Here is a 13,587-nt window from a genome sequence, read left to right as displayed (position 1 = left end):
ACATCAGCATCCGCAATGGCCTTTCACAAATCCCTCGGCGAGACCGCGCGCGCGGTCGAGTCCCTGCTGCCTGAGTTCCGGGCGATCTTCGGCGACCGGGCCGTCACCTCGGCTGCGGTGCGGGCGCATCACAGCCACGGCGAGGGCCTTCCCGACCCGGGGCTGCCCGATCTCGTGCTGTTCCCTCTCACCAACGAGGAGGTGGCCGCGGCCGCGCGGCTGTGCCACCGCGCCGAGGTGCCGATCATCGCCTTCGGCAGCGGCACTTCGATGGAAGGTCACGTGGCGGCGATTCACGGCGGGGTGTGCATCGATCTCTCGCGCATGGACCGCGTGCTGGAGGTCTCCACCGATTCGATGGACTGTCGCGTGCAGGCCGGCGTGACGCGCGAGCAGCTCAACGAGCACCTTCGCGCCAGTGGTCTCTTCTTCGCGGTGGACCCGGGCGCCAACGCCTCGCTCGGCGGCATGGCGTCGACGCGCGCCTCGGGCACGGCGGCCGTGCGCTACGGCACCATGCGCGAAACCGTCATGGGCCTCACGGTAGTTACCCCCGACGGCCGCGTCGTCCGCACCGGCTCGCGGGCGCGCAAGTCGGCGTCGGGTTTCGATCTCACACGCCTCTACGTAGGCAGCGAAGGGCTGCTGGGCATCATCACCGAGGTCCAGCTGCGCCTCTTCGGCCTGCCCGAGCATGTGGTCGCCGCGGTTTGCCAGTTCGCTAGCCTGCACGCAGCCATGGACACCGTGATCGCCACCCTGCAGCTGGGCGTGCCGGTGGCGCGCATCGAGTTGCTCAACGACGTGCAGATGGACGCATGCATCCGCTACTCGAGACTCGACGAGTTCGAGGCACGGCCCACGCTGTTCGTCGAATTCCACGGCAGCGAAGGGGCCGTGGCCGAGCAGGTCGAGACGGTGCAGTCACTCGCCAGCGACAACGGCGGAAGCGGGTTCCGCTATGCGCACCGGCCCGAAGAGCGCTCGCGCCTGTGGAAGGCGCGGCACTCCTGCTACCACGCCAACCTGGCGATGCATCCGGGCTGGAGTTCGATGGGAACCGACGCCTGCGTGCCGATCTCGGCACTGGTCGAGTGCATCACCGAGACCGAAGCCGACATCCGCGAAAGCGGGCTCTACGCACCGATCGTCGGCCACGTGGGGGACGGCAATTTCCACCTCGGGATCATCTACAACGACGCGGATCGAATGGCGCGTGGCGAGGCCGAGGCGCTGGCCGAGCGTGTCGCGCTGCGCGCAATACGGATGGGCGGCACTTGCACCGGTGAGCACGGCGTCGGGCTGCACCGCATAGGCCAGATCGAAGTCGAGCACGGTGAGGCTATTGAACTGATGCGTGACATCAAACGTGCACTTGACCCGTTAGGAATCATGAACCCAGGCAAGATGCTGCGCACGTGACTACGGGCGATCTGGTTCAGGGTCCGGACCGGTCGCTTTCCATTGCTTCAAGTTGCGGGGCCCTCGCGCTATTCGCCAGGCCGATTCTGGAGCGTGGGTTGCCGCGCAGGCGACGCGTTTGGGCGCGACGATCGATCAGGTCGATATCGGTCCAGAAGCGGACGGTCGCCCATGTGGCAGGCTGGAGGCAGTTCAGCCATTCATTCATAAGCGCCTCATGGCATCGGCGGATTCCGTCCATCGTTTGCCAGCGCGATCGTGTGGGCGAGGCAAACCTCCATCGCCATCTCGCAACCAGGCGGTTAAAGTGAGCGAGAGCATTCCCCTGGGCGCGCACGCGAGAGTGAGGGGCAACATGTCTTGGACCTCGGTCATACCTCCGATTCTTGATTGGTCGTTTCGAATTCTCGGCCTGACGACGCACGTACGGGTGCGCACCCATCTCGGACAGTTCTTCGGAAAGGATGGCGAGCCAGGTACGGTTGCCCTCTTCGTAAACGTCACCAACGTCTCCCTGGCCCAGGATGCAGAGATCACGCATGTCTGGATAGAGACGGCAAAGGGGCAAGTCGCCCCAGACCACTACCAGCGACCGCTTCCTGTGCGGCTACGGCCCAAACAGACCTGGGAGACGTGGGTCAGCCTCAAAGCGCTGATGGCCGCCGATCCAACGAATGCCGACCAGCTCGCACGAGTTCGACTGAGCGACGGACGAGTTGTGAAGGGCAGGCCAGACAGGAACGTTCCGCATGCCGGACACGTGGCAGGTGGAGCACACACATCAAGGTGAGCATCAAGGAACCCGAGGCAAGGGGTTCCCGACGGCGGGGCTATTGAGATGGAACCAAGACCGAACTTATCGCCGCGATCGCTGCGGACACTAACCTCAGCAAGGCCGATGCTGGCCGTGTACTCGACTCGGCACTTGAAAACCTGACGCGGGCTCTGGCACGTGGAGAAGCCGTGCAGCTCATCGGGTTTGGCAATTTCACCGTCGCGAGCCGTGCCGAGCGTACCGGCCGCAATCCATCGACCGGCGAGCCGATGACGATCAAGGCGAGCAAGGTGCCGAAATTCACGGCAGGCAAAGCCCTGAAGGATGCTGTCAACGCGTCAGCGTAGTTGCGCCAGCACGAACGCCAGGTCGACCCACACCGCGCGCGGCGCGCCCGGGGCCACGAACTGCTCGTTGCGCCATGCATCCGGCGGCAACACCGCGCCGCCGGCATCGAAGCCGTTGCGGGCGAGCTGGCCGGCGCTGGCGTAGCGGCGGTTGAACACGTTCGCCACCTTCGCGACGAGTTCGACGCTGCGGCCCGGCTTCCAGTTCGTCGTGAGATCGAGCAGCGCATAGCCGCCGAGGTGGCCGCTGCCGTTGAACCCGACACCATCGGGCGTGTGCGCGCCGTTCTCGTTGCCGCGCACGAATTGCCTCGAGTAGGCGCGGTACTGGGCGCCCACACTCCAAGCCGGCGTGACGCGCCAATCGACGTTGAACTTGAGCTGGTGGGCCGGCAGGCCGGTCGCCGCGCCGCACCGCGATCTCGCTAGCAACCGGCTCGACCTCAAGGGGTCTTCCGCCGAGGCATCCGCGCAAGGGCTAGCGCGGTGGCCTTGCCGACACTGCATTCGCGACCAGGAACGAAAACTGATCCGGATCTGTCCCTTTTGGAAGGGAGCGCACCCCGCGGGCGCCCATGAAGAATGCCCGCATCGCTGCGGGCAAATTAAGCCTGAAAGACCTCGCGGGATCTGATCAGCGATCAGTTCGATGGCTTCGGATCAATCAAGACCAAGGCGCCGGCGTTCATTTCTTCATCGCCATTGCCTTGATGTCGGCCTTGCCCTTCGCCTCTTCTGCCTTGGCCGATGTCACGCATGCTTTCTTGGCATCGCCCTTCTGGTCGTCGCATTTCTCCTTGGCGACACTGTAGGCGGCCTCCACCTTGGCCTCGGCCACCTTGCGCGCATTGCCGTCGCTGGGCTTGCGCTGCTGGTCGAGCTCGGCCCTGGCAACCTTTTCCTTGCCCTTGGCTTCCTCGATGCAGACGTCCTTGGCGTTGTCCTTCATAGCGTCGCACAGGGCCTTGGCAGCCTTGTAGTCGGCTGCGATCTTGTCGCGGGCGGCCTTGTATTCGGCATCGACCGGATCGACCGCCGCAGCCGGCGGCGGCTGGGTGGCCTGCGCGCCGGCCTGGCCGGCAACCAGGCACGATGACGCAATGGCGAACATCAACAGAAGTTCTTTCATGGTGATTTCTCCTTGACGTCGGCGTGAGGTCCGACATCAACAGCAAATGTAGAAATCGGCCGAGTCACGCAAAGGTAGGACGCGCCGTGGAGCGGTCGTAGGACATACCGCATGCTGACTCGCGCTGCCCCAGCTTGGCTGGTTATGGCAGGCCGTGGGGGCGCCGCAGGACGGAGGCATAGAAGCGCGTGCCGAGGGCCACACCACCGGCGCCAAGCATCAGCGCATGGCGCGATTCCGCCCTCACCCGTCACGTTCACGCCGAACGCGTCCGAAGCCGGCTACAACGCGGCGGTCACAATGATCTCGACTCGCAGGTCCGGCGCCGCGAGCTTGGCCTCGCAGGTCGCACGGGTGGGCATCGCATCGGCAGGTATCCATGCCGCCCAGGCCGCGTTCAGGCCGGTGAAATCGCGCTCGATGTCCTGCAGCCAGATTTGGACCGACAGCAGGCGCGACTTGTTCGTGCCGACGCTCGCGAGGTAGCCGTCGATCTTGGCGAGGATGTCGGCGGTCTGCGCCTGTGCGTCGCCGCTGCGATCGGTCGCGGTGACCCCGGCGACGTAGACCACCGAGTTGTGCACGACGATGCGGGAAAGGCGTGCGTTGGAGTCGTAGCGCTGGATGTCGCTCATGATGAACTTCCTTCTTGGAGTGGTTGAAACGATGCAGCCGCTCGACGCGCGAAGCGCTCGACGGCGAACGGTTCGATGGGCAGCGTGCTGCGGCCTTCCGTCACGAGCTCGGCGACGATCTGCCCGCCAATCGGCCCGAGCTCGAAGCCGTGTGCGGAGAAGCCGAAGGCATGGACGAGGTTCGGTGCCGCGCGGCTCGGGCCGATCACGGGGATGCCGTCGGGCATGAAGGCCTCGACGCCGGCCCAGGCGCGGTTGACGCCAAGCGGCTTCAGGTGCGGGAACAGGGCGGTCACCGTGCGCGCGCTGCTCGCCAGCTTGGGCATGTCGACGATGCCGTGTCTCGCGTCGAGATCGGCGGCGCAGCGCAGGCCACCGCCGATCAGCACGGTGCCGTTCGCGAATTGCTTGAAGGACAGCGGCCGGCCGGTCGCGCCGAGCACCGGCGTGACGAAGGGCGGCGCGCGATGGGTGATCATGAGCATCAGTCCGCCGGCTTCGAGCGGCACCGCATCGCCGGCCTGCGCGGCGAGTGCGCCGGCCCAGGCGCCCGCGGTGTTGACCAGATGGGTGGCGTCGAAGCTGCCACGCGTGGTCGCCACGTGCCAGCGACCGGCACGATGGTCGATGCGTTCGACGCGCGTCTCTTCGTGCACTTCGGCCCCGGCGCGCTGGGCTGCGAGGCGGAATGCGGTGACGGCGCGGTACGGCAGGGCATGGCCGTCGTCGCGAACCCAGATGCCTCCGACGACGTGCGGCGCAATGGCGGGCACGAGTTCGCCGACCTGCTGCGCGTCGACGAGTTCTTCATGATCGAAACCGAGCGACTGGAGATGCGCGACTGTGTCGCGCAGCATCTGCAGCTCATCGTCGGTTTCGGCAATCTTCAACTGGCCGCTGGGCGCGAAACCCGCGTCGTCGCCGACGAGCTCTGCCAGGTGGTGCCACAGCGTGCGCGACGCCAGCGCAAGCGGGATCTCGGCGACGTGGCGGCCCAGCGTGCGCACGCCGCCCGCGTTCACGCCGGACGCATGGCGGCCGCAGAATTCGGCCTCCAGCACGATGACCTCGAGTCCGCGCCGCGCGAGGTGCAGCGCGCTCGACAGGCCGTGCAGGCCGCCGCCGACGACGATCGCGTCCGCCGATCGCTTCATGCCACGCTTCGATCCGCGCCGGCGAGTTCGCCCAGCGAGATCGGCTTGATGGGCGGTCGGATTCGGTAGTAGCCCACTTCCGCCGGGGTCACCCCGCGCGCGTCCGCGATCAGCTCGGTCACGGTCAGGCCGCATTGGCGCCCCTGGCACGGGCCCATGCCGCAACGCCCGAAGGCCTTCGCCTGGTTCGGTCCATGGCAGCCGAGCTCCACGAAATGCCGGATGTCGCCGGCGGCGACTTCCTCGCAGCGGCACACGATCACGTCGTCGGCCGGAATGCGATTGGCCTTCTTGGGCCGGTACAGGGCATCGAGAAAGGGACGGATGCGCAGCTGGTCGCGCAACGCCGAACGAAGCGGTCCAGCGAGCCCGTCGCGCTCGCCGAGCGTGATTCGGCCCAGCGCATGCATCGCACCGAGCGCCGCGAGCTCGCCCTGCAGCGCCGCCGCCAGCGCGCCGCCGATGCCAAGACCATCGCCGGCAACATGGATGCCGGGCACGTCCAGCGCGCCCCAGGCGTCCGCCTCGGGCTGCCAGCAGAGCTGCGCATCGTCCCATTTGTGTTTGGCCCGTAGCGACCAAGTGAACTGCGTGTTCGGCACGACGCCGTGGTGCAGGAGCAGCGTCGAGGTCTCGATGCGATGGGCCTTGCCGCCGATCGTGAAGCGCAGCGCCTCGACCCCGTCCCGGCCTTGCGCGGCGAGGTTCTCCGCACCGGTATGGAATGGCACACCGGCGCGCTTGAGCACGCGCATGAGCGACAGACCCTTCTTCAGATAACGCCAGCCGGCAAGCGCGCCGCCGAGGTGCGGGAGCGCGCGGCGGTAGTCCTCGATCGATGTCGTGTCGACCAGTGCGCGGATAGGCACGCCGGCGCGCACGTACTGCCAGCCGAGCAGGTAGAGGAGCGGTCCGCAGCCCGCCAGCACGACTGGCTCGACCGGCACCACATCGGCGCTCTTCAGGAGGATCTGCGCGGCACCTGCGGTGAGCACGCCCGGCAGCGTCCAGCCCGGGATCGGGAACGGACGCTCCATGGCACCGGAGCAGAGCACGACACGTTCGGCCTGGAGTGTCGCGGTCGCACCGTCATGCAGGTAATGCACCGCACCTTCGGGCGTCACCTGCCAGACGGCTGCATTCGTGACGTGCCGGGCACCGCTCGCGGCGAAGGCCTCGGCAAGCGAGCGGCCGGCGGCGTAGTCCGGCCCGAGCAGGTCGACCCGGCGTGCCGGCGCGTCGGTGATGGCACGGTAGATCTGGCCGCCCACAGCGCGTTGCTCGTCGAGCACCACGACATGGGCGCCGAGCCGCGCGGCGACGATGGCAGCCGACATGCCGGCCGGGCCGGCGCCGACGATGGCGATATCGCAACGCTCACTCGACATGCGCGGCCTCCTCGGAAACGGCGGCCCCGCCGCAATCCAAGGAACGCAGCCCCGCCTGCGTTCTCACCTGCATGCCCTCGGTCACCGCGACGAGGCAGCTCTGCCGGTTCGGTTGCCCGTCGATCTCGACGAGGCAATCGAAGCACGCGCCCATCATGCAATAGGGCGCGCGCGGCGCGCCGCTCACGGGCGTGGTGCGAAAGGTCGAGACGCCGTTGGCAAGCAAGGCCGCCGCCACGCTGCAGCCGACCGGCGCCCGCATGGCGCGGCCATCGAAGTAGAGGCCGACCGTGGGCTCGCCGCGCGGCGAAGCGTCGATCGGAAAGAGGGGGCGAAAGCGGACGTTAATGGGCATGGTGGAAGGTTTCGTTGCCGTTGAGGAAGCGGTCGCCGCCGAAGGACTCGATGCCGACCGGGACGCCGTGCCCGGCACTGCCGGCGATCCATGGCGCGATCGAGAAGACGTGGTTGGCAGCCAGGGTCACGCCGCTGTGGCAGGTCACGACAAAGGCGCCCGGGCATTGCGTCGATGCCTGGTAGATGGGGAAGCCGTCGGGCGTCATCACGCGCAACGCGCCCCATGCGCGCACGAGGCGCAGGCTCTCCAGCGCCGGGAAACTGCGCACCCCGCGGCGCGCGATGGTGCTGAGCACGTCGACGGTCGTACCGTCGTCGAGCCCGACGTCCTCCAGCGAGTCGCCGAGCTGGACTGTGCCTTCGTCCGTCTGGCGCACGTAGGTGGTCGGATGGTCGAGGAACCTGGCGACGCGCTCGCCGACCAGCACCTGGCCCCGGTTGGGCCGCACCGGGGCGTGCAGGCCGATCTGCGGCGCCAGCTCGCGGTTGCCGAGGCCGGCCGCGAGCACCACGCGCGGCGCGCGCCATGTGGTCGCGCCCGCCTCGAGATCGAAGCCGTTCGCCCGCGGCGTGATGCGCGTCGCGCGGCTGCCGTGCGCGAAATGCACGCCGCGATGCCGGCAGGCCGCGTGCAGCGCGCGCAGCAGCTTGAGCGGATTGGCGTGGCCATCCATCGGTGTGTAGCTCGCGCCGGCGACCGCGGGTCCGATGCCGGGCAGCCTCGCCTTGAGAGATGCGTGGTCCAGCATCTCGAAGGCGTAGTCGCCATCGAGTGCATCGCGGATGCTGCGCAGCCGCTCTTCACGGCTTTGCAGCTCATCGTCGGAAAAGCAGAAGTGAAAGCCGCCGGGCTGGCGCAGCTGCACGTCGACGCCGCCGTCGTCGGCCAGCGCGCGGGCGAGCTGCGGCCATTGCGCGGCGGACGTCATCGTCCAGCGCGCGTACGGCGCCATGCCGAAGCCCTTGCCCTGGACCCATACGAGTCCGAAGTTGCCGCGCGACGCGCGGAACGCATCGTCGCCCTCGTCGAGGACGGTGACGCGAATGCCGTTGCGTGCCGCGCCGTAGGCCAGCGCGGTGCCGACCAGGCCGCCGCCGACGACGATCAAATCACTTGTGTTCATGGAGTGCAGAAAAAAAGGAAGCGCCCGGATGCGGGCAAACCGCGCTCAGCCCTTGCCGATCAGCACGCGGTCGAGGCCGACGAGCCGGTCGAGCAGCACCATCAGCACCACCGTGCCGGCGATGAGCACGGTCGACACCGATGCGACCAGCGGGTCGATGGTCTGGGCGATCTGGTTGTACATGGCGACCGGCAGCGTCGTGGTGCCGGGCGTGGCGACGAAGACCGTCATGGTGAGTTCGTCGAAGCTCTGGATGAAGGCGAGCATCCAGCCGCCAACCACGCCAGGGAGGATCAGCGGCAGCACGATGCGACGAAACGCGGTCATGCGGCTCGCGCCGAGCGAGAGCGCCGCCTTCTCGGCATCGCGATCGAGGCCCGTGGCCGAGGCCAGCACCAGCCGCAGCGCGTACGGCATCACCACGACGACGTGTGTCAACGAGAGCCAGACGAACGAGCCCGACACGCCGATGGTGGTGAAGAAGCGCAGGAAGGCCACGCCCAGCACGACGTGCGGGATCATCAGCGGCGACATGAAGAAGGCCGCGATCGCGCCGCGCCCGGCAAAACGGTATCGCACGAGCGCGAGCGCCGCCGGCACCGCCAGCACCACGGCGACGGTCGCGCTCGCGAGGCCGAGCCAGAGCGACAGCCAGAACGCGTTGACCAGTTCGGTGGCGCCGCCGATGGCGCGGAACCAGCGCAGCGACAAGCCGTCGGTCGGCAGCGAGATGTAGCCCTTGCCGGTGAACGAGACGAGCACCACCACCACCAGCGGTGCCAGGATGAAGGCGATGAAGATCGTGTGATAGACGAGAGAGAGCAGTCCGTTCTTGCGCATGTCGTGCTCCTTCTCAGCCTTCGAAGACCTGCGCGTAGCGCCGCTCGAGCCAGCGGTTGAAGCCGGCGATGACGATGACGTTGGCGATCAGCAGCAGGATCGCGATCGACGCGCCCAGCGGCCAGTTCAGGGTGCTGAGGAACTCGTCGTACGCGGCGGTGGCGACCACCTTGAGCCGGCGCCCGCCGAGGATGGCCGGCGTCGCGAAGGCCGACGCCGCGAGCGCGAACACGATGATCGCGCCCGACAGGATGCCCGGCACGATTTGCGGCAGGATGATGCGCCGGAACACCGTGAAAGGCGCAGCACCGAAGGAGAGCCCCGCATTCTCGACCTGCGGATCGAGCTTCTGCAGCGAGGCCCATACCGAGATCACCATGAACGGCATCAGCACATGCGTGAGCGCGATGACCACCCCCGTCATCGTGAACAGCAGCCGCACCGGTTCGTCCGTCAGGCCGAGCGCCTGCAGGCCCGCGTTGATGAGCCCGTTGTTGCCCATGAGGATGGCCCAGCCCAGCGTGCGAACCACGACCGAGACCAGCAGCGGGCCGAGGATGACGACCAGGAAGATGCCCCGCCACGGCGCCTTCATGCGCGACAGGATGATCGTTTCCGGCACGCCGAACAGCACCGACAGCAGCGTGACCGCCAGCGCAAGGCCGGCCGTGCGCAGGAAGATCTCGTAGTAGTACGGGTCCGAGAAGACCTCGAGGTAGTTGCGCGCGGTGAAGTCCGGCAGCACGCCGCGCGTGCCGTCGAACGAGTGCAACGACAGCACCGCGGTGAGCGCAAGCGGAATCACCAGCAGCCCGAGGAACAGCAGCAGCGCGGGTGCGCTCAGGAGCCAGGGCGCGGAGCCGGCGCGCGGCTCGACCGACTTCGACGGCGGCGCGGCCCGGGCCGGCGCGCCAGTCACGAGAGCGGTGGCGGCCTCAGCCATGCGCGGCCTCCGTGTCGAGCAGGCGCAGGTCGTCGTCCAGCCAATGCACGGCGACCGCCTCGCCTTCGGCCGGCGGCACCGAGCCGATGTTGGGGTGACTCACGCGCATGGGCCCGAGCGCGCTGTCGACCTCGACCAGCCAGTGGTTGCCGAGGAACAGGCGCGTGCGGATCGTGGCCGGGATGCCGTGCGCGGCCGAGGCCGGCGCGAGCCTTACCTTCTCGGGCCGCACGTAGACGTTGACCTCGCGCGCGAGCGGCTTCTCCTGGTGCGGCACGTGCAGCAGCGAATCGCCGACGCGCACCTCGCAGCAGCGCGCGTTGCGCGCTTCGACCACGCCCTTGAGCACATTCGTCTTGCCAAGGAAGGACGATGCGAACGCCGATTCGGGCCGCTCGTACGCCTCGTACGGCGTGGCGAGCTGCACGATGCGTCCGCCATGCATGACGGCGATGCGATCGCTCATCGTCATGGCCTCGACCTGGTCGTGCGTGACCAGGATCGTGGTGATGCCGAGATGGCGCTGGATGCTGCGCAACTCGACGTGCATGTCCTCGCGAAGCTTCGCGTCGAGGTTCGACATGGGTTCGTCCAGCAGCAGCACCGCGGGTCGCACCGCCAGCGCACGCGCGATGGCGACCCGCTGCCGCTGCCCGCCAGAGAGTTCCTTCGGGTAACGCTTGCCGAGGCCCGGCAGCCGCACGAGCTCGAGCGTCTCGTCGACGCGTTTGAGCTTTTCGGCGCGCGGGATGCCGCGCATCTCGAGGCCGAAGCCGATGTTCTCGGCCACGGTCATGTGCGGGAAGAGCGCGTAGCTCTGGAACACCACGCCCATGCCGCGCTTCTCCGGCCGCATGCCCGTGATATCGGCGCCGTCGAGGCGGATGCGCCCGCGCGTCGGCTCGACGAAGCCCGCGACCATCTGCAGGGTGGTGGTCTTGCCGCAGCCCGAAGGGCCGAGCAGCGAGATGAACTCGCCACGCTTAACCTCGAGACTCAGGCTCTCCACCGCGCGGAAGTCGCCGAAAGCCTTGCCGAGTTGATCGAGTTGAAGGAAGGTCATGAAGGGGGCCCGGGTTCAGGAGCGGCGTTGCGAGCTCAGCGTTCGACGGTGCGGTTCCAGCGGTTGGTCCACTCGGCGCGCTTCTCGTTGACGACGGTCCAGTCGGTGGGCAGCAGCTTGTCGATCTGCTCCTTGCCGTAAGGCACCTTGGCGGCGACGGCCGGCTCGAGCTTCGCCTTGCTGTTGGCCGGGCCCCAGCCCTGCGTGTCAGCGAGGATGGCCTGCACCTCGGGCGTCAGGAGATACTGGACGAAGGCCTGCGAGAGCGCCGGGGCGCTGTTCTGCGCCACCGGGCAGGCGGCCGTCAGCAAGGCCGGCGCGCCTTCCTTCGGAACGACGAACTGCACCGGGAAGCCCGTGTCCTTCAGCGCCTGCACCCGGCCGCTGCCCCAGACGGCCAACATGATGTCGTTGTTCTGGAACAGCTCGGTCATCTTGCCCGGCGAGGGCTCCCACGCCAGCACGTTGGGGCCGATTTCGCGCGTCATCGCGGTGAAGCCGGGGTCGATGTTCTTGTCGCCGCCCTTGCGCAGCTTGGCGAAGGTCAGCAGCGTCTGCAGCCCGTAGGTGTTGCTGATCGGCGGGATCGCGACCTTCTGCTTGAAGCGCTTGTCGGTCAGCACTTCCCATGAATCCGGCGCGGGCAGGTTCGCCTTCTTGAAGGCTTCGGTGTTGTAGGCGATGCCGGTGGCGACGATGCCGATGCCAACCGCGCTGTCGGTCATGCGCGCGACCGGGTACAGGTCCTTCAGCACCGCCGGGTTGCCCAGCTTGTCGCAGAAGCCGAATTGCACCGCCTGGTACATCGGGCCGTCGTCGAGCAGCACGACGTTGAGTTCCTGCTTGCCCTTTTGCGCCTGCAGCTTGGCCAGCGTGTCGGTCGAGTTGCCCGGCACGTAGACGATCTTGGCGTTGTGCTTGGCTTCGAACGCGGGGATCAGCCTCTCCTTGAAGGCCTTCTCGGTCGACCCGCCGTAGGAGCCGACATACAGCGTGGTGGGATCGGCCAACGCGCTGGTCGCTGCGGTCAGGGCGCCGAGTGCCAGCGCTGCGGAGACGGCCACATTCACGGCCGCGGAAACGGGACGAAGCATCATGGGATTTCCTTTGTTGCGCACCAAGAAGTCGGGGTTTTCCCCATCATGATGCGTTTTGCTTATGGCGCACCAGGATGGAATCTGCGGTTGGTTTCACTCGCAGCTCGGAGATTAGTCATTCGATCTCCAACTGAACAATCGTTTTTTTTCGGAAACCCATAACATTGGCGTATGGAGTTGCTCATATGAAGATTCGTCAGTTGGAAGCCTTTCGCGCCGTGATGCAGTGGCAAACCGTGACACGTGCGGCCGAGTCCCTGCACGTGTCACAGCCCGCCGTCACGCGGCTCATCGCGGACCTGGAGGAAAGCGTCGGGTTCGCGCTCTTCCTGCGCGTGCGAGGGCGCCTGCAACCCACGGCGGAAGCAGAGGCGCTGAACGAGGAGGTCGAGCGGTCCTTGCTCGGCATGGAACGCATCGCGCGAACCGCCGACGAGATACGTTCGCTGCAGCGTGGCGCGCTGCGCATCGCTGCAGCCCCGGCGCTGGCGCTGTCGTTCCTGCCGCGCGCCATCGCGACGTTCCTACGCGAGCACAGCGACATCCGCATATCGCTCGCCAACCATTCGTCACGGACCGTGGTCGACTTGGTGGTGGGCGAGCGCTGCGACGTCGGCTTCGTCGTCCTGCCGATGAGCCACTCCAGCACGCACGGCGAGCAGCTGATCGCGACCCGGATGGTCTGCGTGATGCGGAGCGATCACCGGCTCGCGAGGAAAAAGGTGATCCGCCCCGCGGACCTGGCCGGCGAGCACTTCGTCTCGCATCCGCATGCGATCGAATCGCGGCTGCACATCGACGCGCTCTTCGCGTCCTACGGCATCGAGCGCGAGCTACAGGTAGAGACGCAGGTGTCGGCCGGCATTTGCGCCATGGTGGCTGCCGGCCTCGGCGTGTCGCTGGTCGACCCGATCACCGCGCTGGAGCACCGCGGCAGGGGCCTGACCTTCCTGCCGTTCGAGCCAGTCATGGTCACGGAGTTCTCCGTGCTGACGCCGGCGCGGCGCACCTCATCGATGTTGGTGAGCGCCTTCGTCGATCATGTCCGGAGGTTTGCGGTGCAAGAGTTGGATCCGAAGTTCGTGAGCACCTAGTTCAGCAGGCACCGCCGCAGACCTTGCGTCAGCGCTGCATGCCTTATGGGTCGGCCTTGCTGTCCTCACGATTGCGATTCCGACATCTGGTTTCGCGGATCACAGACACCCCGACCGCCTTCTTTCCCGCCTCCGCGTCAGGTATGCGCAAGGCGGCCACGGGCCGTCCCGAAGGGATGAGCGCCACAGCGCGAACCTGGAACAGCCCGACCGGCGAAG

Annotated in this window: 14 protein-coding genes and 1 pseudogene; 3 read left to right on the top strand and 12 right to left on the bottom strand. The window is 67.3% G+C overall.

The window, feature by feature from the left end; translation table 11 throughout:
* Nucleotides 1–15: 15 nt before the first annotated feature.
* Nucleotides 16–1,422 carry an FAD-binding oxidoreductase gene (locus tag ACSQ89_RS30915; RefSeq protein WP_436293077.1) on the top strand — a complete coding sequence of 469 codons (1,407 nt, stop codon included), beginning with the start codon at nucleotides 16–18 and terminating at the stop codon, nucleotides 1,420–1,422.
* A gap of 16 nt (nucleotides 1,423–1,438) precedes the next feature.
* On the opposite strand, the gene ACSQ89_RS30910 is transcribed toward ACSQ89_RS30915, so the two are convergent.
* On the bottom strand, nucleotides 1,439–1,630 hold the full coding sequence (locus ACSQ89_RS30910) for a hypothetical protein (protein ID WP_436293078.1): 192 nt from the start codon (nucleotides 1,628–1,630) through the stop codon (nucleotides 1,439–1,441).
* A 638-nt stretch (nucleotides 1,631–2,268) separates the two neighbouring features.
* On the opposite strand from ACSQ89_RS30910, the pseudogene ACSQ89_RS30905 reads away from it, so the two are divergent.
* Nucleotides 2,269–2,544 (top strand): annotated as a pseudogene (locus ACSQ89_RS30905) (HU family DNA-binding protein); the annotation flags it as partial.
* Here the strand turns inward: ACSQ89_RS30905 and ACSQ89_RS30900 are convergent.
* The 11 genes from ACSQ89_RS30900 to ACSQ89_RS30850 all read right to left on the bottom strand — a co-directional run bounded on the left by ACSQ89_RS30900 (nucleotide 2,536) and on the right by ACSQ89_RS30850 (nucleotide 12,274).
* On the bottom strand, nucleotides 2,536–2,976 hold the full coding sequence (locus ACSQ89_RS30900; RefSeq protein ID WP_436293080.1) for a hypothetical protein: 441 nt from the start codon (nucleotides 2,974–2,976) through the stop codon (nucleotides 2,536–2,538). The pseudogene ACSQ89_RS30905 and the gene ACSQ89_RS30900 sit on opposite strands and share 9 nt — an antisense overlap.
* A gap of 253 nt (nucleotides 2,977–3,229) precedes the next feature.
* Nucleotides 3,230–3,673 (bottom strand): hypothetical protein, encoded by a 444-nt coding sequence (locus ACSQ89_RS30895; protein WP_436293081.1) that lies wholly within the window; start codon nucleotides 3,671–3,673, stop codon nucleotides 3,230–3,232.
* 281 nt (nucleotides 3,674–3,954) lie between these two features.
* Entirely contained in the window at nucleotides 3,955–4,308 is a 354-nt protein-coding gene (locus ACSQ89_RS30890; RefSeq protein WP_093110670.1) for a RidA family protein, read from the bottom strand.
* Nucleotides 4,305–5,462: an NAD(P)/FAD-dependent oxidoreductase gene (locus ACSQ89_RS30885; RefSeq protein ID WP_436293082.1), complete on the bottom strand. Its 1,158-nt coding sequence runs from the start codon at nucleotides 5,460–5,462 to the stop codon at nucleotides 4,305–4,307. The genes ACSQ89_RS30890 and ACSQ89_RS30885 overlap by 4 nt, the downstream gene beginning before the upstream one ends.
* Nucleotides 5,459–6,850, bottom strand: coding sequence for an FAD-dependent oxidoreductase (locus ACSQ89_RS30880; RefSeq protein ID WP_436293083.1), 1,392 nt, complete (start codon nucleotides 6,848–6,850; stop codon nucleotides 5,459–5,461). The genes ACSQ89_RS30885 and ACSQ89_RS30880 overlap by 4 nt, the downstream gene beginning before the upstream one ends.
* Nucleotides 6,840–7,205, bottom strand: a complete 366-nt coding sequence (locus ACSQ89_RS30875; RefSeq protein ID WP_093110676.1) for a (2Fe-2S)-binding protein — start codon at nucleotides 7,203–7,205, stop codon at nucleotides 6,840–6,842. The genes ACSQ89_RS30880 and ACSQ89_RS30875 overlap by 11 nt, the downstream gene beginning before the upstream one ends.
* Nucleotides 7,195–8,331, bottom strand: coding sequence for an NAD(P)/FAD-dependent oxidoreductase (locus tag ACSQ89_RS30870; RefSeq protein WP_436293084.1), 1,137 nt, complete (start codon nucleotides 8,329–8,331; stop codon nucleotides 7,195–7,197). Before ACSQ89_RS30870 ends, ACSQ89_RS30875 begins: the two co-directional genes overlap by 11 nt.
* A gap of 45 nt (nucleotides 8,332–8,376) precedes the next feature.
* Entirely contained in the window at nucleotides 8,377–9,171 is a 795-nt protein-coding gene (locus tag ACSQ89_RS30865) for an ABC transporter permease (protein WP_436293085.1), read from the bottom strand.
* Nucleotides 9,172–9,184: 13 nt separating this feature from the next.
* On the bottom strand, nucleotides 9,185–10,114 hold the full coding sequence (locus ACSQ89_RS30860; protein ID WP_436293086.1) for an ABC transporter permease: 930 nt from the start codon (nucleotides 10,112–10,114) through the stop codon (nucleotides 9,185–9,187).
* Nucleotides 10,107–11,177: an ABC transporter ATP-binding protein gene (locus ACSQ89_RS30855; protein WP_436293087.1), complete on the bottom strand. Its 1,071-nt coding sequence runs from the start codon at nucleotides 11,175–11,177 to the stop codon at nucleotides 10,107–10,109. The genes ACSQ89_RS30860 and ACSQ89_RS30855 overlap by 8 nt, the downstream gene beginning before the upstream one ends.
* A 35-nt stretch (nucleotides 11,178–11,212) precedes the next feature.
* Complete coding sequence (locus ACSQ89_RS30850; RefSeq protein WP_436293088.1) at nucleotides 11,213–12,274, bottom strand: ABC transporter substrate-binding protein; 1,062 nt, start codon at nucleotides 12,272–12,274, stop codon at nucleotides 11,213–11,215.
* Between the two features lie 185 nt (nucleotides 12,275–12,459).
* Between ACSQ89_RS30850 and ACSQ89_RS30845 the strand changes: the two genes are divergently transcribed.
* Complete coding sequence (locus tag ACSQ89_RS30845; protein ID WP_093110688.1) at nucleotides 12,460–13,368, top strand: LysR substrate-binding domain-containing protein; 909 nt, start codon at nucleotides 12,460–12,462, stop codon at nucleotides 13,366–13,368.
* Nucleotides 13,369–13,587: the final 219 nt, after the last annotated feature.

It is taken from the genome of Variovorax sp. LjRoot175 (assembly GCF_964253805.1).
GTDB lineage: Bacteria > Pseudomonadota > Gammaproteobacteria > Burkholderiales > Burkholderiaceae_C > Variovorax.
The sequence above is the reverse complement of the archived record's forward strand: the minus strand, read 5'-3'. Positions and strand labels throughout refer to the sequence as shown.